General features: G+C 72.0%; 20 protein-coding genes. 7 read left to right on the forward strand and 13 right to left on the reverse strand.

Features of this window, described 5'->3' with window-relative positions:
* Nucleotides 1–171, forward strand: coding sequence for a hypothetical protein (locus ACWC21_RS15135; protein WP_388790101.1), 171 nt, complete (start codon nt 1–3; stop codon nt 169–171).
* A 10-nt stretch (nt 172–181) separates the two neighbouring features.
* On the opposite strand, the gene ACWC21_RS15140 is transcribed toward ACWC21_RS15135, so the two are convergent.
* The 4 genes from ACWC21_RS15140 to ACWC21_RS15155 all read right to left on the reverse strand — a co-directional run bounded on the left by ACWC21_RS15140 (nt 182) and on the right by ACWC21_RS15155 (nt 4,367).
* The gene (locus ACWC21_RS15140; RefSeq protein WP_450881796.1) at nt 182–1,396 is read right to left on the reverse strand and encodes a sensor histidine kinase; all 1,215 of its coding nucleotides are present in this window, start codon (nt 1,394–1,396) and stop codon (nt 182–184) included.
* A 139-nt stretch (nt 1,397–1,535) separates the two neighbouring features.
* Nucleotides 1,536–3,248, reverse strand: coding sequence for a sodium/solute symporter (locus tag ACWC21_RS15145; RefSeq protein WP_450881798.1), 1,713 nt, complete (start codon nt 3,246–3,248; stop codon nt 1,536–1,538).
* Nucleotides 3,245–3,601 carry a hypothetical protein gene (locus ACWC21_RS15150; protein ID WP_450881800.1) on the reverse strand — a complete coding sequence of 119 codons (357 nt, stop codon included), beginning with the start codon at nt 3,599–3,601 and terminating at the stop codon, nt 3,245–3,247. The genes ACWC21_RS15145 and ACWC21_RS15150 overlap by 4 nt, the downstream gene beginning before the upstream one ends.
* A gap of 10 nt (nt 3,602–3,611) precedes the next feature.
* Entirely contained in the window at nt 3,612–4,367 is a 756-nt protein-coding gene (locus ACWC21_RS15155) for a LytR/AlgR family response regulator transcription factor (RefSeq protein ID WP_450881802.1), read from the reverse strand.
* 77 nt (nt 4,368–4,444) lie between these two features.
* On the opposite strand from ACWC21_RS15155, the gene ACWC21_RS15160 reads away from it, so the two are divergent.
* From ACWC21_RS15160 to ACWC21_RS15180, 5 genes are all read left to right on the forward strand, one after another.
* Nucleotides 4,445–4,960, forward strand: a complete 516-nt coding sequence (locus ACWC21_RS15160) for an Lrp/AsnC family transcriptional regulator (protein ID WP_450881804.1) — start codon at nt 4,445–4,447, stop codon at nt 4,958–4,960.
* A gap of 124 nt (nt 4,961–5,084) precedes the next feature.
* On the forward strand, nt 5,085–5,897 hold the full coding sequence (ddaH, locus tag ACWC21_RS15165; RefSeq protein ID WP_450881806.1) for a dimethylargininase: 813 nt from the start codon (nt 5,085–5,087) through the stop codon (nt 5,895–5,897).
* Complete coding sequence (gene rocD / locus ACWC21_RS15170) at nt 5,894–7,120, forward strand: ornithine--oxo-acid transaminase (RefSeq protein WP_450881808.1); 1,227 nt, start codon at nt 5,894–5,896, stop codon at nt 7,118–7,120. Before ddaH ends, rocD begins: the two co-directional genes overlap by 4 nt.
* A gap of 87 nt (nt 7,121–7,207) precedes the next feature.
* On the forward strand, nt 7,208–7,666 hold the full coding sequence (locus tag ACWC21_RS15175; RefSeq protein ID WP_450881810.1) for a hypothetical protein: 459 nt from the start codon (nt 7,208–7,210) through the stop codon (nt 7,664–7,666).
* A 20-nt stretch (nt 7,667–7,686) separates the two neighbouring features.
* On the forward strand, nt 7,687–8,154 hold the full coding sequence (locus ACWC21_RS15180; protein WP_450881812.1) for a cupredoxin domain-containing protein: 468 nt from the start codon (nt 7,687–7,689) through the stop codon (nt 8,152–8,154).
* A gap of 43 nt (nt 8,155–8,197) precedes the next feature.
* Here the strand turns inward: ACWC21_RS15180 and ACWC21_RS15185 are convergent, their stop codons facing one another.
* A complete protein-coding gene (locus tag ACWC21_RS15185) occupies nt 8,198–8,701 on the reverse strand; it encodes a DUF4396 domain-containing protein (protein ID WP_450881814.1) in 504 nt (167 codons plus the stop codon).
* 232 nt (nt 8,702–8,933) lie between these two features.
* On the opposite strand from ACWC21_RS15185, the gene ACWC21_RS15190 reads away from it, so the two are divergent.
* Entirely contained in the window at nt 8,934–9,659 is a 726-nt protein-coding gene (locus tag ACWC21_RS15190; protein ID WP_450881815.1) for a lysophospholipid acyltransferase family protein, read from the forward strand.
* A gap of 57 nt (nt 9,660–9,716) precedes the next feature.
* Here the strand turns inward: ACWC21_RS15190 and ACWC21_RS15195 are convergent, their stop codons facing one another.
* The 8 genes from ACWC21_RS15195 to ACWC21_RS15230 form a co-directional block, all read right to left on the reverse strand.
* On the reverse strand, nt 9,717–11,312 hold the full coding sequence (locus tag ACWC21_RS15195; RefSeq protein ID WP_450881817.1) for an alpha/beta hydrolase: 1,596 nt from the start codon (nt 11,310–11,312) through the stop codon (nt 9,717–9,719).
* 131 nt (nt 11,313–11,443) lie between these two features.
* Nucleotides 11,444–12,202, reverse strand: a complete 759-nt coding sequence (locus ACWC21_RS15200; RefSeq protein ID WP_450881819.1) for an urease accessory protein UreD — start codon at nt 12,200–12,202, stop codon at nt 11,444–11,446.
* Nucleotides 12,199–12,879 carry an urease accessory protein UreG gene (ureG, locus tag ACWC21_RS15205; RefSeq protein ID WP_450881821.1) on the reverse strand — a complete coding sequence of 227 codons (681 nt, stop codon included), beginning with the start codon at nt 12,877–12,879 and terminating at the stop codon, nt 12,199–12,201. The genes ACWC21_RS15200 and ureG overlap by 4 nt, the downstream gene beginning before the upstream one ends.
* 205 nt (nt 12,880–13,084) lie before the next feature.
* The gene (locus ACWC21_RS15210; protein WP_450881822.1) at nt 13,085–13,759 is read right to left on the reverse strand and encodes an urease accessory protein UreF; all 675 of its coding nucleotides are present in this window, start codon (nt 13,757–13,759) and stop codon (nt 13,085–13,087) included.
* The gene (locus ACWC21_RS15215) at nt 13,759–15,480 is read right to left on the reverse strand and encodes an urease subunit alpha (RefSeq protein ID WP_450881824.1); all 1,722 of its coding nucleotides are present in this window, start codon (nt 15,478–15,480) and stop codon (nt 13,759–13,761) included. Before ACWC21_RS15215 ends, ACWC21_RS15210 begins: the two co-directional genes overlap by 1 nt.
* Complete coding sequence (locus tag ACWC21_RS15220; protein ID WP_450881826.1) at nt 15,473–15,784, reverse strand: urease subunit beta; 312 nt, start codon at nt 15,782–15,784, stop codon at nt 15,473–15,475. Before ACWC21_RS15220 ends, ACWC21_RS15215 begins: the two co-directional genes overlap by 8 nt.
* Nucleotides 15,785–15,794: 10 nt before the next feature.
* Entirely contained in the window at nt 15,795–16,097 is a 303-nt protein-coding gene (locus ACWC21_RS15225) for an urease subunit gamma (RefSeq protein WP_450881828.1), read from the reverse strand.
* Nucleotides 16,098–16,506: 409 nt separating this feature from the next.
* Entirely contained in the window at nt 16,507–16,785 is a 279-nt protein-coding gene (locus tag ACWC21_RS15230; protein WP_450881829.1) for a type II toxin-antitoxin system Phd/YefM family antitoxin, read from the reverse strand.
* Nucleotides 16,786–16,834: the final 49 nt, after the last annotated feature.

Consider the following 16,834-nt stretch of genomic DNA (forward strand, 5'->3'; position numbering starts at 1 on the left):
ATGCCCGGTTCCACGAACGGTTCCACGAAGGCCATGGGCGTGCTCACCGTCGGGGGGCTGGTGGTGGTGACGGCCTACACGGTGGCGCTGGGGAGCAACGGCTGGCTGTGGTTCGGCTGGGTCGTGCTGGGACTGCTCACGCTCGCCATGATCATGACGCAGAGCAGCTGACCACTGCAGGTCAACGCCCCTCGTCGGCCGTGAGCCGTCCCGCGGAGTGCACGCCCGGCTGGTACTTGGGCAGCCGGGCGGTGATCTTCATGCCCGCCCCGGCCGCGGTCTCGATGACGAGGCCGCGGTCGTCGCCGTAGACCTGGCGGAGCCGGTCGTCGACGTTGGACAGGCCGATGCCGCCGGACGGGCCGACCTCGCCGGCGAGGATCCGGCGCAGCAGCGCGGGGTCCATGCCGACGCCGTCGTCCTCGATGACGACCAGGGCCTCGGCGCCCGCGTCCTGCGCGGTGATCTGAATGTGGCAGGCGTCGGCCTTGCCCTCCAGACCGTGCTTGACGGCGTTCTCCACGAGGGGCTGCAGGCACAGGAAGGGCAGGGTCACCGGCAGCACCTCGGGGGCGATCTGCAGGGTGACGGAGAGGCGGTCGCCGAAGCGTGCCCGCACCAGTGCCAGGTAGTGGTCGATGGCGTGCAGTTCGTCGGCCAGGGTGGTGAAGTCGCCGTGCCTGCGGAACGAGTAGCGGGTGAAGTCGGCGAACTCCAGGAGCAGCTCCCGGGCGCGTTCGGGGTCGGTCCGCACGAACGAGGCGATCACCGCGAGCGAGTTGAAGATGAAGTGCGGGGAGATCTGGGCGCGCAGGGCCTTGATCTCGGCCTCGATGAGCCGCGTCCTGGACCGGTCGAGGTCCGCGAGTTCCAGCTGGACGCTCACCCAGCGGGCCACCTCACCGGCCGCGCGGACCAGGACCGCGGACTCGCGCGGGGCACAGGCGACGAGCGCGCCGTGGACCCGGTCGTCGACGGTGAGGGGCGCGACCACGGCCCAGCGGACCGGGCAGTCGGGGGTCTCGCAGCTCAGCCGGAACGCCTCACCGCGGCCGGTCTCCAGCGGCCCCGCCAGCCGCTCCATGACCTCGGCGCGATGGTGGCCGCCCGCTCCGTCCCAGACCAGCACCTCCTCCAGGTCGGTCAGGCACAGCGCGTCCGTGCCGAGCAGGGTGCGCAGGCCGCGGGCCGACTTCCGGGCGGTCTCCCCGGTCAGCCCGGCCCGCAGCGGGGGCGCGGCGAGGGAGGCGGTGTGCAGGGTCTGGAAGGTGGCGTGTTCGACCGGCGTACCGAGGTCGCCCGGGCTCCCGGGGCGGGCGGTGCGCCGCCCGAGCCAGAATCCGGCCGCCAGCAGCGGCAGGGCGGCGACGCAGAGCCCCGCGAGGAAGCCGCTCATGCCGCCGCCCCGGCACAGCCCCGGGCGGCAGGGCGTACAGCGTTCCTGCGGGTGCCTGCCGACGTCTCGGGTCGCGCGGCGAGCCCTGCCGGTGGTGGGCCGGGCGGCAGCGCCACGCGGAGTCCCGCGGGGGGACCGGTCACGCGGCCACCTCCGCCCGCAGTTCCTCGGGCAGGTGGAAGCGGGCCAGGATCGCCGCCGTGCCGGGTGGCACCCGGGCCGGGGTGGCCAGGGACACCAGCACCATGGTGAGGAAGCCCAGCGGCACCGACCAGAGGGCGGGCCAGGCGAGCAGGGCGTGCAGCGGGCCGGTGCCGGGGAAGTCGGCCATGGTCGCGGCGACGGCGAGGAACGCCGCGCCGCCGCCCGCCAGCATGCCCGCGGCCGCGCCGGGAGGAGTGAGCCGCCGCCACCAGATGCCGAGGACGAGCAGCGGGCAGAAGGACGACGCCGAGACGGCGAAGGCCAGCCCTACCGCGTCCGCCACCGGCAGTCCGCCCACCAGCATGCTCGCCGCGAGCGGCACGGCCATGGCGAGCACCGTACCCAGCCGGAAGTGCCGTACCCCGCGCGTGGGCAGCACGTCCTGGGTGAGTACTCCGGCGACCGCCATGGTCAGCCCCGACGCCGTGGACAGGAACGCGGCGAAGGCGCCGCCCGCCACCAGTGCGCCCAGCAGGTCGCCGCCGACCCCGCCGATCATCCGGCCGGGCAGCAGCAGGACGGCGGCGTCCGCGTCACCGCTGAGGGTGAGCTCGGGGGCGTACAGGCGGCCGAGGGCGCCGTAGAGGGGCGGCAGCAGGTAGAAGCCGCCGATCAGGGCGAGGACGGCGACCGTGGTGCGGCGGGCGGCGACGCCGTGCGGGCTGGTGTAGAAGCGGACGACGACGTGCGGCAGGCCCATGGTGCCGAGGAACGTGGCCAGGATCAGCCCGTACGTGGCGTACAGCGGGCGTTCCTCGCGGCTCGCCGCGAGGGCGGTGGACATGCCGCCGTTGCTGCCCCGGTCGGCGGCGGGGACGGGGGTGCCCCGGGGGAAGGTCAGCCGGGTGCCGCCCTCGATGCGGTGGGTGCCCGCGGGCAGGCGGAGCCGGGTGCCGTCGTGGGCGCGGCCGTCGACCTCGCCGCTCACGGTGACGGTGAGCGGCTTGCCGAGCCGGAGGTCGACGGTGTCGTCGACGAGGACGGTGCGCTGCTCGCGGAAGGCGGCCGGTTCCGCGAAGGCGGGTCTCGGGCCGCCGTCGGCCTGCCAGGCCAGGGCGAGGAAGAGGGCCGGGACGAGGAGCGCGGTGAGTTTGAGCCAGTACTGGAAGGCCTGCACGAAGGTGATGCTGCGCATGCCTCCCGCGGCGACGGTCGCCACCACGACCACGGCCACGATGATCCCGCCGAGCGGGTCGGGGGCGCCGGTGAGCACCGCCAAGGTCAGCCCGGCACCCTGTAGTTGGGGCAGCAGGTACAGCCAGCCGACGCCGACCACGAAGGCCCCGGCCAGCCGTCGCACGCCCTGGGAGGCGAGCCGGGCCTCGGCGAAGTCCGGCAGGGTGTAGGCGCCGGAGCGGCGCAGCGGGGCGGCGACGAAGAGGAGCAGGACGAGGTAGCCGGCCGTGTACCCGACCGGGTACCAGAGCATGTCGGGGCCCTGCACCAGGACCAGCCCCGCGATGCCGAGGAAGGAGGCGGCGGACAGGTACTCGCCGCTGATGGCGGCCGCGTTGAGGCGGGGGCCGACGGTGCGGGAGGCGACGTAGAAGTCGGAGGTGGTACGGGAGACACGCAGGCCGAAGGCGCCGACGAGGACGGTGGCCACGACGACGAGGGCGACGGCGGGCACCGCGTAACCGGAGTTCACCGGTCTTCCACCAGGCGTACGAAGTCGCGCTCGTTGCGTTCGGCGCGGCGCACGTACCAGCGGGCGACCAGGATCAGCGGTGCGTACAGGCCGAAGCCGAGCACCGCCCAGGCCAGGCGGCGGGCGTCCGGTGCGGCCGCGAAGACCAGCGGGAGCGGGCCGACGAGCAGGACGAGGACCGCGAAGCCGGTGAGCGCGGCGCGCAGTTGCGTGCGCATCAGGGAGCGGAGGTAGGTGTGGCCGAGCGTGGTGAGCTCGTCGATCTCGGTGCGCGGCCGGTAGTAGCCGGACGCCCTGCCGCGGTCGCGGCGGGGCGGTCCCGTGACGGTGACTCGGCGTTCGGTGGGCTCCACTGCGGTATCCCTACCCCGCGGTCCGGCGCATCAGCAGGTCCCGGAGCTCGCGGGCGTGCCGTCGGCTGACCTGGAGCTCCTCGTCGCCGACCAGGACGCTCACGGTGCCCGCGTCCAGGCGGAGTTCACCGATGTGGCGCAGGGCGACGAGGTGGCGGCGGTGGATGCGGACGAAGCCGCGGGCCCGCCAGCGTTCCTCCAGGGCGGACAGCGGGATGCGGACGAGGTGGCTGCCGTTTCCGGTGTGCAGGCGGGCGTAGTCGCCGTGCGCCTCCGCGTGGGTGATGTCGTCGACGGCGAGGAAGCGGGTCACCCCGCCGCGTTCGACGGGTATCTGGTCGGGGTCGGGTTCGTGCACGGGTATCGGCGGTGCGGTGCCGCGCAGTTCGGCGGCCCGGCGGACGGCCTCGGCCAGGCGTTCCCTGCGGACGGGCTTGAGCACGTAGTCGACCGCCTCGAGGTCGAACGCCCGCACGGCGAAGTCCTCGTGGGCGGTGACGAAGACGACCAGCGGCGGCCGGGCGAACCCGGTCAGCAACCGGGCCATCTCCAGACCGTCGAGGCCGGGCATCTGGATGTCCAGGAAGACGACGTCGATGGCGTCGGGCCCGGCCGGCCCGGACTCCAGGGCGCGGGTGATCCGGCGCAGCGCCCCGGTGGCGTCCCCGGCGCCCTCGGCGGCGGCGATGCGCGGGTCGGCGTTGAGCAGGTAGAGGAGTTCCTCGAGCGAGGGGCGTTCGTCGTCGACGGCGAGGGCGCGCAGCATGAACGTGGAGTGTAGGAGGAATCCGCATGCCTGGACATGTGCCGGGCGTGGACGTCCGTGCTGGATACAGTGCCGACATGAACAGCAGGACCGCCCCGTTCGACGAGCTCGACCGCAAGATCATCACGGCGTTGATGGCGAACGCCAGGACCAGCTTCGCCGAGATCGGTTCGGCCGTCGGGCTGTCGGCCACCGCGGTGAAGCGGCGTGTGGACCGGCTGCGGGAGACAGGTGTGATCACGGGGTTCACGGCCACCGTGCAGCCGTCGGCGCTGGGCTGGCGCACGGAGGCGTACGTGGAGGTGTACTGCGAGGGGGCGGCGCCGCCCAGGCGGCTGGCCGAGGTGGTCCGCAACCATCCGGAGATCACGGCGGCCATGACCGTGACGGGCGGCGCGGACGCGCTGCTGCATGTGCGGGCCCGGGACGTGGAGCACTTCGAGGAGGTGCTGGAGCGGATCCGCACCGAGCCGTTCATCAGGAAGACGATCAGCGTCATGGTGCTGTCCCACCTCCTCCCGGAAAGTCCGGAGGCGGGCGCCACCCAGGCGGCGCCGGACGGGACCGGGCGGCACGCAGCAGACGTGCGCTGATCCGGCGCACAACGCAGCGATCCTGCGCAAAGACGCAGGTGTCGTTCCTTGTCGGGCGTCCGGGTCCGTTCTTACCTTGGAGTCAACCCTCGTTCGGCACCGCAGGAAGCGGAGGAACACCTCTGTGCCCGACAGCCGTGTACCGCGCCTCAGGCGCTTTCTGGTCTGCGAACCCAGACACTTCGCCGTGCAGTACGCGATCAATCCCTGGATGCATCCCGACACCCGCGTCGACGTGGACCTGGCCCGGGAGCAGTGGCAGGCACTGATGAGCGCCTACCGGGCCCACGGCCACACCGTCGACACCGTGGACCCGGCCCCCGGCCTGCCGGACATGGTCTTCGCCGCGAACTCGGCCGTGGTCGTCGACGGCCGGGTCTTCGGCTCCCTCTTCCACGCGCCCGAGCGGCGCCCCGAGTCGGCTCTCTACGACACCTGGTTCAGGTCGGCCGGGTTCGACGTGCACCGTCCCGAGTCCGTCTGCGAGGGCGAGGGCGACCTGGTGTGGACGGGCCGGTACCTGCTGGCCGGGACCGGGTTCCGCACGACCCGCGAGGCGCACCGGGAGGTGCAGGAGTACTTCGGTCACCCGGTGATCAGCCTGACGCTGGTGGACCCGTACTTCTACCACCTGGACACCGCGCTGTTCGTCCTCGACGACGACAACATCGCCTACTACCCCGAGGCCTTCTCGGCCGGCAGCCGGGAGGTGCTCGCGCGCCTGTACCCGGACGCGGTGCTCGCCACCCGTGACGACGCGATGGTGTTCGGCCTCAACTCGGTGTCCGACGGCCGGCACGTCTTCATCGCGCCGCGGGCCGAGGCACTCGCCGGCCGCCTCGCCGAGCACGGCTACGTCCCCGTCCCCGTCGACCTGTCGGAGTTCCACAAGGCCGGCGGCGGCATCAAGTGCTGCACCCAGGAGATCCGCTCATGAGCGCACCCGCACGCACCCGTACGTCCGCCGACCTGATCCGCGCGGAGGAGCCGGTCCTCGCGCACAACTACCACCCGCTGCCGGTGGTGGTCGCCCGGGCCGAGGGCGCCTGGGTGGAGGACGTCGAGGGCCGCCGCTACCTGGACATGCTGGCCGGCTACTCGGCCCTCAACTTCGGCCACCGCCACCCCGCGCTGATCGAGGCCGCCCACCGCCAGCTCGACCTGCTGACGCTCACCTCGCGCGCCTTCCACAACGACCGGCTCGCCGGGTTCGCCGAGCGGCTCGCCGCGCTGACCGGGCAGGACATGGTGCTGCCGATGAACACCGGCGCCGAGGCGGTGGAGAGCGGTATCAAGGTGGCCCGGAAATGGGCGTACGAGGTGAAGGGTGTGCCCGCCGACCGGGCGACGATCGTGGTGGCGGCGGAGAACTTCCACGGCCGTACGACGACGATCGTCGGCTTCTCCACCGACGAGACGGCCCGCGCGGGCTTCGGCCCCTTCGCGCCGGGTTTCCGGATCGTCCCGTACGACGACCTGGCCGCGCTGGAGGAGGCCGTCGACGAGACGACGGCGGCCGTGCTGATCGAACCGGTCCAGGGCGAGGCGGGCGTGATCGTCCCGGCCGACGGCTATCTGCGCGGTGTCCGTGAGCTGACCCGGCGCGCGGGCTGTCTGTTCGTCGCGGACGAGATCCAGTCGGGGCTGGGCCGCACCGGCCGTACGCTCGCCGTCGAGCACGAGGACGTCGTCCCGGACCTGGTGCTGCTCGGCAAGGCGCTGGGCGGCGGAATCGTGCCGGTGTCGGCCGTGGTGGGCCGCCGAGAGGTCCTCGGTGTGCTGCGGCCGGGCGAGCACGGCTCCACGTTCGGCGGCAACCCGCTCGCGGCGGCGGTCGGCACGGCGGTGGTCGAGCTGCTCGAGACCGGTGAGTTCCAGCGCCGGGCGGCCGAGCTGGGCGCCGTGCTGCGCGAGGGGCTGGCGGGGCTGACCGGCCGGGGCGTGGTCGGCTTCCGCTCGCGCGGGCTGTGGGCGGGCGTCGACGTCGACCCCGCCCTCGGCACCGGACGCGAGGTCAGTGAACGTCTCATGCGGGAGGGGATCCTGGTCAAGGACACCCACAGCTCGACGATCCGGCTGGCCCCGCCGCTGACCATCACGGCGGAGGAACTCCGTTCGGCGTTGGGCGCGTTGGAGCGGGTGCTCGTCCGGGGAAGCTGAGGTTCGCGGTTCCGGGTTCCCGGCGGGCGCAATCCGCCGAGAGCTGTTCTCCGTATCCCTCACAGGAGCGGAACACCTGGAGCCACGATGAATCCCACCCATGCCGTCGAAGCCGGCCTCACGGTACTGGGGGTGTGCTGCGCCGTGGCCAATACGGCGCTGCACACGCTCCTCGTCCCCGACCACCTGGAGGAGATGTTCTACATCGGCGTCCTCTTCGCGGTGGGGAGCGCCGTCATGCTGGCGGTGGCGGTGGCGCTGGTCGCCATGAGGCGCTCGCTGGCCGCTTGGCTGACCGGGACCCTGGTCAGCCTCGGGATGATCGCCGGTTTTCTGCTCTCGCGCACCGTCGGCCTGCCCGCCGGTTATTACGAACCCGGCTGGGAGACGCCGTACGGCCCCCTGTCCCTGCTCGTCGAGGGGCTTTTCGTTCTTGCTTTCCTTGCCTGGCTGGGCGGCCGGGTGGCCCGTGGCGCCTCGCCGGGTGCGCCGTACGGGCCGGCCCGTGAACCGGTCTCCGTCAGGCCCGGCGTCCCAGGACGCTGACACAGCGAGGAGGACCGGCCATGGCTGGAACACTCAGCCGGAGCGGAGCGGTGGTGGGGGCGGGCGTGATGACGCTGGCCGCCGTGCTCACGGCGTGCGGGAACTCGGGGTATGGCAGCGCGGGAACCGGGGCCACGTCGTCCGCGTCGCCCTCCCCGTCGTCTTCCCCGTCGGCGAGTGGCAAGCCGGCGGGCACGACGGTGACCGTGCAGATGACCGAGTACAAGCTGACCCTGTCGTCGAAGTCGTTCAAGTCCGGTGACTACACCTTCGTCGCCGAGAACAAGGGGCACATCGCGCACTCCCTGGAGGTCGAGGGGCCCGGCGGCGACGCACGGCTGCCCCACGATGTCGGTCCGGGCCAGTCGGCGCAGCTCAGGGTCACGCTGAAGAACGGGGCCTACGAGCTGTACTGCCCGGTGGACGGGCACAAGGACCTCGGCATGAAGACGGACATCACCGTCGGCGGCGCCACCGGTGGCTCGTGAGCGGCGGCGCGGGCCGGCCCGTACTCGGTGGGCCGGCCGGTGCTCAGTGGTGGGCGTGCACGACCGCGTGCCCCTTGCCGCGGCCGATCATCCACCGGTTCACGGGGGTGGTCAGCACGAACGCCAGTGCCAGGGACAGCACGAGTGAGGCCCAGAACAGCCACTCGGAGAGGCCCGCGTTCATGGCGCCGGGCACGCCGACCATGACCGTGTTGTCGATCAGTTCCATCACCGCGATGGACACGGTGTCGGCGGCCAGCGCGACCTTGACCGCCTGCCCCAGGGGGACACCTGCGCGCAGGACGCCGCGCATGGTCAGCGCGTAACCGAAGACGAACGCCAGGGCGATGGAGATGATCACCGTGGCCGCGTTGTGCAGGCCGGCCGCGGTGCCGATGACCAGGCCGAGAACCTCACCGATGGCGCAGCCGGTGAGGCAGTGGAGCGTGGCCCGGGCGGCCATGCTCCAGGACGCCCCGGTCGCGTGATGGTGCTCGTGGTGTCCCTGGTGCTGGTGGCTCTCGTGGTCGTGCGTCGCGTGGTCCATCGGCGGTCTTCCTTTCGCGATCAGCTCCCGACCCGGTCAACCATATACCCCCCTAGGGTATTCCGACACCCTGGTGATCCGTACGGAAGGCCGGTATCGGGTCATCATCGACACGGCCTGAACCGGTTCCACCGGACCAGGGCTGCACATACACTGACACCCCATTTGACCTGCCGGTTGACCTGTGAGAACTCTGCGGTTGAGCCGATCCGCCAGAGTGAGGAGCGACCCCTTGTTCTACTACCTGCTCAAGTACGTGCTGTTGGGGCCGCTGCTGAGGCTGGTCTTCCGTCCCCGCATCGAAGGCCTCGACCACGTGCCGTCCGACGGAGCGGCCATCGTCGCCGGCAACCACCTGTCCTTCGCGGACCACTTCCTGATGCCGGCCATCCTCAAACGGCGTATCACCTTCCTGGCCAAGGCCGAGTACTTCACCGGACCGGGTGTGAAGGGCCGTCTGACCGCGTTCTTCTTCCGCAGCGCGGGCCAGATCCCGGTCGACCGCTCCGGCAAGGAGGCGGGCCAGGCCGCGATCCGCGAAGGGCTCGGTGTACTCCGCAAGGGTGAACTGCTCGGCATCTATCCCGAGGGCACCCGCTCGCACGACGGCCGTCTGTACAAGGGCAAGGTGGGCGTCGCGGTGATGGCGCTGCAGGCGGGAGTACCGGTCGTCCCCTGCGCGATGATCGGTACCTTCGAGGCGCAGCCGCCGGGGCGCGTCATCCCGCGCCTCCACCCCATCGCCATCCGCTTCGGCAAGCCGCTGGACTTCTCCCGCTACGCGGGCATGGAGAACGAGAAGGCCGTCCTGCGGGCCATCACCGACGAGATCATGTACGCCATCCTGTCGCTGTCCGAGCAGGAGTACGTCGACGAGTACGCGGCGGTCGTCAAGGCGGAGCAGGCCGCGGCGGGGGCCGAGAAGGAGCGCCGCTTCCCACGGCTGCCGCTGAGCTGACCGGCATGAGGGAGGGGCGACCGGGATCCCGGTCGCCCCTCGGTCACCGTGCTGCGGCTACGGCTTGGGCGTGGCGTGCGGAGCGCAGGTGACGTCCGCGGTGTCCAGCTTGCCGGTGAGCAGGTAGGCGTCCACCCGGTCGTTGATGCACGGGTTGACCAGGCCGGTCACACCGTGGGAGCCCGCGCCCTTCTCCGTGATCAGGCGGGAGCCCTTGAAACGCTTGTGCAGTTCGACGGCGCCCTCGTACGGGGTGGCGGCGTCACGCGTGGACTGCACGATGAGGACGTGCGGCAGACCCTTGTGGGTCCTGACGTCGACCGGCGTCCGCTGCTTGACGGGCCAGGTCGCGCACGGCAGGTTCATCCAGGCGTTGGCCCACGTCATGAACGGATAGTCCTTGTTGAGCCGCGTGTTGTCGCGGTCCCACTTGCGCCAGCTGGTGGGCCACTTGGCGTCGGTGCACTCGACCGCCGTGTAGACCGCGTTGCTGTTCTCCGAGGCGATGTTGCCCGCGGTGTCGGACATGTTCGGAGCGGCGGCGTCGACCAGTGCCTGGGTGTCACCGGCGAAGTACTTGCTGAACACCGTGGCCACCGGTACCCACGAGGAGTCGTAGTACGGGGCGCTCTGGAAGAAGGAGATCAGCTCGGCCGGGCCGACGACCCCGCCGACGGGGTGCTTCTTGGCGGTGGCGCGCAACTGGAGCCACTTGGCCTGGACGGCGGCGCGGGTGGTGCCGAGGTGGAAGGCGGCGTCGTTGGCGGCGACCCAGTCCTCCCAGTCCTTCCAACGGCCTTCGAACGCGATGTCCTGGTTCAGGTTGGCCTGGTACCAGATGTTCTCGCGGGCCGGGTTGACCACGCTGTCCACGATCATCCTGCGGACGTGGCCCGGGAAGAGGTCGCCGTAGACCGCACCGAGGTAGGTGCCGTAGGACACGCCGAGGTAGTTGAGCTTCTTCTCACCGAGCGCGGCACGGATGACGTCCAGGTCGCGGGCGGTGTTCGGTGTGGTCATGGACGGCAGCATCCCGCCGCTGCGCTTGTAGCAGCCGTCCGCGTACTCGCGAGCCAGCTTGCGCTGGGCGGTCTTGTCCGCCTCGGTGTCCGGCACCGGGTCGGCCTTGGGCGCCTTGACGAACTTCTGCGGGTCGATGCAGGAGATGGGCGCGGAGTGACCGACACCGCGCGGGTCGAAACCCACGAAGTCGTACGCCTTGGCGGTGTTGACCCACAGGGGGTTCTTGGTGGTGACCCGGCGCGGGAAGCGCATGCCGGAGCCGCCGGGGCCGCCGGGGTTGTAGACCAGCGCGCCCTGACGCTCCCGCTTGGTCCCGGTGTTGCCGATACGGTCGACGGCGAGCTTGATCTGCTTGCCGTACGGCTTGGCGTAGTCGACCGGTACGGAGACCCACCCGCACTGGATGGGCTTCTCCAGCCCCCAGTCGGCCGGGCAGTCGTGCCAGTCGATTCCGGTCCTGGCGGCCCGGGCGGCGGCGATCGCGGCGCCGCGCGCCTCCCGGTCCTGGCCGTGCCGCTCGGCCGCGCCGGCCGTGGGCGCCGTGACGGCACCGGCCAGCAGGGTGGCCGTGACGAGTGCTCCGGCCGAACCGAGCGCCAGCACGCGGTTCTTCGGTCTCGTGTCCCTCAAGTGGGGCCCCTCCCCGTACATCGCAGCGAATGGTCAGGGAGGATCCTCCCGGCTGTGAACCATCTGGGAACAGGGGCCGTTGACCTTCTTTGCCAATCCGATAACCGGACGTCGACGTCCCGCTCAGCGGGTCAGGCCAACTGCGTCAGCGCCTCGTCCAGTACCCGCCGCAGTCGCAGCGCGTCGGCCGCGACGGCGGTGACCAGTGCCGCGGGACCGGCGAGCGGCGTGATGGCAGCCCCCTCCCCCAGCATCCGTGCCGCCACCGGTTGTTGGCCGAACTCGGCCCGAGCCACGACCAGTTGCCCCACGGCCCGGTGTCCCGCGAGCACGGCGGGCCCGTCCCAGCCGCCCGGTGCTCCGGGTCCGCAGGCCAGCTCCTGGTCGAGTACGGGCCGCCCGGCGATCCGCACGGTGAGACGGCTGGTCAGCCGACCGGGCTCCTCCCCGGTCCGGCCCAGCACCTGCTCCTCGCGCAGCACGAGCCGGGCCCCGGCCGCGAGATCGACCCTCGTGGACACGTGCAGTTCGCTACCGCGGGCAGAGATCAACTGCTCGGGCAGCCAGTGCAGTTCGCCACCGTCGGCCACGACGAGCCGTACGTCGTAGTGGGCTTCTGCCTTCAGCTGCCCCGGCAACGCGATGGTCGCGGCGGCGGAGCCCACGTGCAGCCGGGCGCCCTGCCCGACCTCCGCCGTCACGGCGAACCGGTCGCCGCCGAGGGGCCCGCTCATCGCCCCGACGAGCACGACCCGCGCCTCGGTCCCGCTCGCCCGGGTCCGGCGCGGCGCCAGCGGTCCCTCGCCGTCCAGCACGGGCAGTGCGGTTCCGCCCCGCCCGTCGTCCCGGGCGACGATCCGGGCGGTGGCCCGCACCCCGGTCACGGTCATGCCGCCCACGCCGCGAGCCGGGCGCGCACCCAGTCGGCCACGTCCACCACACCCGACTCGCCCCGGAGCGACTGGAAGACGACCGGAAGTCCGCCGCGCTGCACCTTCGCGTCGGCGGCCATCCGCGCGAGGTCGGAGCCGACGTACGGTGCGAGGTCGGTCTTGTTGACCACGAGCAGGTCGGCGGTGGTCACGCCGGGCCCGCCCTTGCGTGGGATGTCATCCCCTCCTGCCACGTCGATGACGAAGATCTGCGCGTCCACCAGCCCCTTGGAGAAGGTCGCGGTCAGGTTGTCCCCGCCGGACTCGACCAGGATCAGGTCGAGGGGCCCGGCTTCGGCCTCCAGGTCCTCGACGGCTTCGAGGTTGGCGGAGATGTCGTCCCGGATCGCGGTGTGCGGACAGGCACCCGTCTCCACGGCCGTGATCCGCTCCGGCGGCAGCACGGCCTCCCTGAGCAGGAACTCGGCGTCCTCCCGGGTGTAGATGTCGTTCGTGACGACCGCGAGCGACAGTTCGTCCCGCAACGCCCGGCAGAGCGCGGCGACGGTGGCGGTCTTACCGGACCCGACGGGCCCACCGAGCCCGATCCGCAGCGCCCGCCGCCCTCCACCGGGCAGGCGGGCGTCGGCGCCGAGGGCGGGGGTGGCGTGGGTGGGGGTGTGGTCGAGGTGCACGATGACGCTCCAATCTTTCGCACCGGTGCGCTTTTCAGCCCGGTCAAGGCACTCCCAGCCCGTCTGGGGGCGCCCCCTCTGGGGGAACTTGAGGACGAGGCCGTTCAGGCCGATGGGGGGTCCAGGGGGGAGGAGCCCTCTGGCGGGGTCGAAGGGGCGGAGCCCCCGGGGACGGGAAGGGCAGGGGCGGCGGGGGCGAGACCCCCTACGAGGCGAACAACCGCACAGCCCACCCCGCATGCCACTCCGCCCCCACCTCCAACAACGGCGCCGACGCCGCGGGCAACGCGTCGGCCCCCTCCCCGACCGCCCGCCGAGCCGCCTCCACCGCCCGGTCCGCGACACGGTCCAGCTCCGGCGCCAGCCGGGCCAGGACCGCCGTCGCGTCGAACGGGTCCAGGCTCAGCAACCGCACGGTCGCGACAGCGGGCCCGCTCACGCTCTCGTACGCCGCACAGTACGCCGCGTCCGACGCCCCCAGCCCGGCCGCCCGCGCCACGAGTCCCAGCACCACCGGTTGATGCGCCCCCTTGGGGAACTCCCCTGCCAGCGCGTCCAGTTCACCACAGGGCCAGGTAGCCCGAGCGGCCCGCAGCAGCTGCCGTCCCAGCCGCCGCGCGGCCCCCCGCAACGCGGGCGACGGCGTCCGCGCGTCCGCCGCCGCGTCCAGCGCGGCCGGGTCCACACCGAGCGCCCCGGCCGCGGCGAGCGCGCCCGCGACGAGCCCGGCGGTGTGCAACCGCCCCCGGCAGAAGTCCTCCAGGCTCGCCGCCCCGCTGATCCGCCCGGCCTTGACGGCCGCCTCGGCCCCGCCGGAGTGGGCGTGCCCGCCGGCGGGAAACCGGCCGTCGGCCAGGACGAGAAGTGCCGCCCTGGACATCAGAAGAGGAAGTAACGCTGGGCCATGGGCAGTTCGGCCGCGGGCACCGCCTCGACCAGCTCCCCGTCGATGTGCACGGCGAAGCTGTCGGGATCCACCCGGACGCTCGGCCGGGCGTCGTTCTCCCGCATGTCCGCCTTCGTCACGTGCCGCGTCGACTCGATGGCGACGAAGCGCTTGCCCAACTGCAGGCGTTCCGGCAGCCCGTCCTCGATGGCGAGCGGCGCCACGAAGTTGAACGAGTTCGCGGCGGGCGCCCGGCCGATCGCCCCGTACATCGGCCGCGGCAGCACCGGCTGCGGCGTGGGAATGGACGCGTTCGCGTCGCCCATCTGCGCGTACGCGATCTGGCCGCCCTTGAGGACCAGGTGCGGTCTGACGCCGAAGAACGCGGGCTCCCACAGCACCAGGTCGGCGAGCTTGCCCGTCTCCACGGAACCGATCTCACGGGCGAGGCCCTGGGCGAGCGCGGGGTTGATCGTGTACTTGGCGACGTACCGGCGCACCCGCCGGTTGTCCGCCCGCCCGTCACCGGGCAGCGCCCCGCGCCGCCGCTTCATCACGTGCGCTGTCTGCCAGGTGCGCAGCACGACCTCGCCCACCCGCCCCATGGCCTGGGAGTCCGACGAGATGATCGAGATCGCGCCCAGGTCGTGCAGGACGTCCTCGGCACCGATCGTCGACGGCCGGATCCGGGACTCGGCGAAGGCCAGGTCCTCGGGAACGGCGGGGTTGAGGTGGTGACACACCATCAGCATGTCGAGGTGTTCCTCGGCGGTGTTGACGGTGAACGGCCGCGTCGGATTGGTGGAGCTCGGCAGCACGTGCGGCTCGGACACCACGGTCATGATGTCCGGCGCGTGTCCGCCACCCGCCCCCTCCGTGTGGTACGCGTGGATGCCGCGTCCGGCGATCGCGGCGAGCGTGTCGCCCACGAAACCGGCCTCGTTGAGGGTGTCGGTGTGGATGGCGACCTGGATGCCGGTGCGGTCGGCGACGGTCAGCGAGGCGTCGATGACGGCCGGGGTGGAGCCCCAGTCCTCGTGCAGTTTCAGGCCCAGCGCGCCGCCGCGGACCTGGGACAGCATCGCCTCGTGCGAGACGGTGTTGCCCTTGCCGAGGAAGCCGATGTTGAGCGGGTACTGCTCCATCGCCCCCAGCATCCGGGCCAGGTGCCAGGGGCCCGGGGTGACGGTGGTGGCCTTGGAGCCCTCGGCCGGTCCGGTGCCGCCACCGACCAGCGTGGTGATTCCGGCCGCGAGTGCCTCGTCGGCGATCTGTGGGCAGATGAAGTGGACGTGCGCGTCGATGGCGCCCGCGGTGAGGATCCGCCCGTTGCCCGCGATCACCTCGGTCTCCGGGCCGATGACCAGGTCCGGGTGGACGCCGTCCATGGTGTCGGGGTTGCCGGCCTTGCCGATTCCGGTGATCCGGCCGTCCCGGATGCCGACGTCGGCCTTGACGACGCCCCAGTGGTCGACGATGACGGCGCCGGTGACGACGGTGTCGGGGGTGCCTTCCGCCCGGGTGGCGCGGGACTGGCCCATGGACTCGCGGATGACCTTGCCGCCGCCGAAGACCGCCTCGTCACCGGCGCGTCCGGGGCCGCCGCAGCGATCCTCCTCGATCTCGATCAGCAGGTCGGTGTCGGCGAGCCGGATCCGGTCACCGGTGGTCGGGCCGAACAGGTCCGCGTAGGCGGCGCGGGAGATCTCAGGCATCGAGGGCACCTCCGGTCTCCCCGCGCAGACCGGGCACGACCCGGGCGCCGGCCAGCGGGACGAGTTCGACGTCGACGGGGATACCGGGCTCGAAGCGCACGGCGGTGCCGGCGGCCACGTTGAGGCGCTTGCCCCGCGCGGCGGTGCGGTCGAACTCCAGACCGGGGTTGGCCTCGGCGAAGTGGTAGTGGGACCCGACCTGGACGGGCCGGTCGGCGGCGTTGAGAACGGTGATACGGGTGACCTCGCGGCCCTCGTTGAACACCACGGGGCCGTCGGCGAACAGGACCTCTCCGGGAATCATGGACGGCCCCTCAGACGATCGGGTCGTGGACGGTCACGAGCTTGGTGCCGTCCGGGAAGGTGGCCTCGACCTGGACGTCGTGGATCATCTCCGGGACGCCCTCCATGACGTCCTCCCGGGTGAGCAGCTTGCGGCCCGAGGACATGAGTTCGGCGACCGTACGGCCGTCACGCGCGCCTTCGAGGATGTGCGAGGTGATGAGCGCGACCGCCTCGGGGTGGTTGAGCTTCAGCCCACGGGCCCGGCGCTTCTCGGCGACGTCGGCCGCCACGTGGATCAGCAGCCTCTCTTGCTCGTGCGGGGTCAGTTGCAACGTCCCACCTCACAGTCCTCGCTCCGGACCGTGCGGGGCCCGGCTGCCGCGGCCACGGGGCAAAGTCCCTGGTGGCGTGGATCGGCAGGCTAGTGCGAGCGGGTTTCGGGCACGTTAACCGTCCCGCGATCCCCCGTGCGGCCGCGGACGGGCCACCCGGCCGACGGTGGGGCCGGACCCCGCGCGGGCCGTATACGGCGCGGTGGCGAGCGCCCGGACCCTCACACGGTCCGCAGGGCACCCCCTAGGGGATGTTTCGAAAGTCCCGCACAGCACCCACGGCGCCCGGCACGCACTCTCGCCGCACCGGCCGAAAACCCAAGTACGTCCAGTACGAGGGCTTTCGTCCGGCACGCCGAGAGCACGCACCGGACACCGCGGGCACCGCACAGGACTTTCGAAACACCCCCTAGGAGCGATCGGGCCGCCGGTGTTCCGCCGCGATGCCGAAGCGCCGCTGTTCGCGAGGAGCGGACGTGGCGTCGCGGGTCTGCGAGACGGAACTGATCATCCGCTCCTCCTCCGGCTGGTCGAGCGCATCGAGTCGTTCCAGGTCGGCGGCGGAGACGAGGGCGACCAGGGGCTTGCCGTGCCGGGTCACGACGACGCGCTCACCGCCGTACACCACGCGGTTGATCAGGTCGGCGAGTTCAGCCCTGGCTTGCGTCACCGGAATCTCGTAGGCCATACCCCCATCATAACGTCACGTACGTCCTGTACATTTTTTACAGACAGCT

The sequence above is a fragment of the Streptomyces sp. NPDC001348 genome (assembly GCF_053597535.1).

Coding starts and splice junctions, on each gene's coding strand:
- ACWC21_RS15220 (WP_450881826.1), bottom strand. CDS start 15,784: ATGATTCCCGGAGAGGTCCTGTTCGCCGACGGCCCCGTGGTGTTCAAC.
- ACWC21_RS15230 (WP_450881829.1), bottom strand. CDS start 16,785: ATGGCCTACGAGATTCCGGTGACGCAAGCCAGGGCTGAACTCGCCGAC.
- ACWC21_RS15210 (WP_450881822.1), bottom strand. CDS start 13,759: ATGTCCAGGGCGGCACTTCTCGTCCTGGCCGACGGCCGGTTTCCCGCC.
- ACWC21_RS15185 (WP_450881814.1), bottom strand. CDS start 8,701: ATGGACCACGCGACGCACGACCACGAGAGCCACCAGCACCAGGGACAC.
- rocD (WP_450881808.1), top strand. CDS start 5,894: ATGAGCGCACCCGCACGCACCCGTACGTCCGCCGACCTGATCCGCGCG.
- ACWC21_RS15135 (WP_388790101.1), top strand. CDS start 1: ATGCCCGGTTCCACGAACGGTTCCACGAAGGCCATGGGCGTGCTCACC.
- ACWC21_RS15160 (WP_450881804.1), top strand. CDS start 4,445: ATGAACAGCAGGACCGCCCCGTTCGACGAGCTCGACCGCAAGATCATC.
- ACWC21_RS15200 (WP_450881819.1), bottom strand. CDS start 12,202: ATGACCGTGACCGGGGTGCGGGCCACCGCCCGGATCGTCGCCCGGGAC.
- ACWC21_RS15180 (WP_450881812.1), top strand. CDS start 7,687: ATGGCTGGAACACTCAGCCGGAGCGGAGCGGTGGTGGGGGCGGGCGTG.
- ACWC21_RS15155 (WP_450881802.1), bottom strand. CDS start 4,367: ATGCTGCGCGCCCTCGCCGTCGACGACGAACGCCCCTCGCTCGAGGAA.
- ACWC21_RS15140 (WP_450881796.1), bottom strand. CDS start 1,396: ATGAGCGGCTTCCTCGCGGGGCTCTGCGTCGCCGCCCTGCCGCTGCTG.
- ACWC21_RS15215 (WP_450881824.1), bottom strand. CDS start 15,480: ATGCCTGAGATCTCCCGCGCCGCCTACGCGGACCTGTTCGGCCCGACC.
- ACWC21_RS15175 (WP_450881810.1), top strand. CDS start 7,208: ATGAATCCCACCCATGCCGTCGAAGCCGGCCTCACGGTACTGGGGGTG.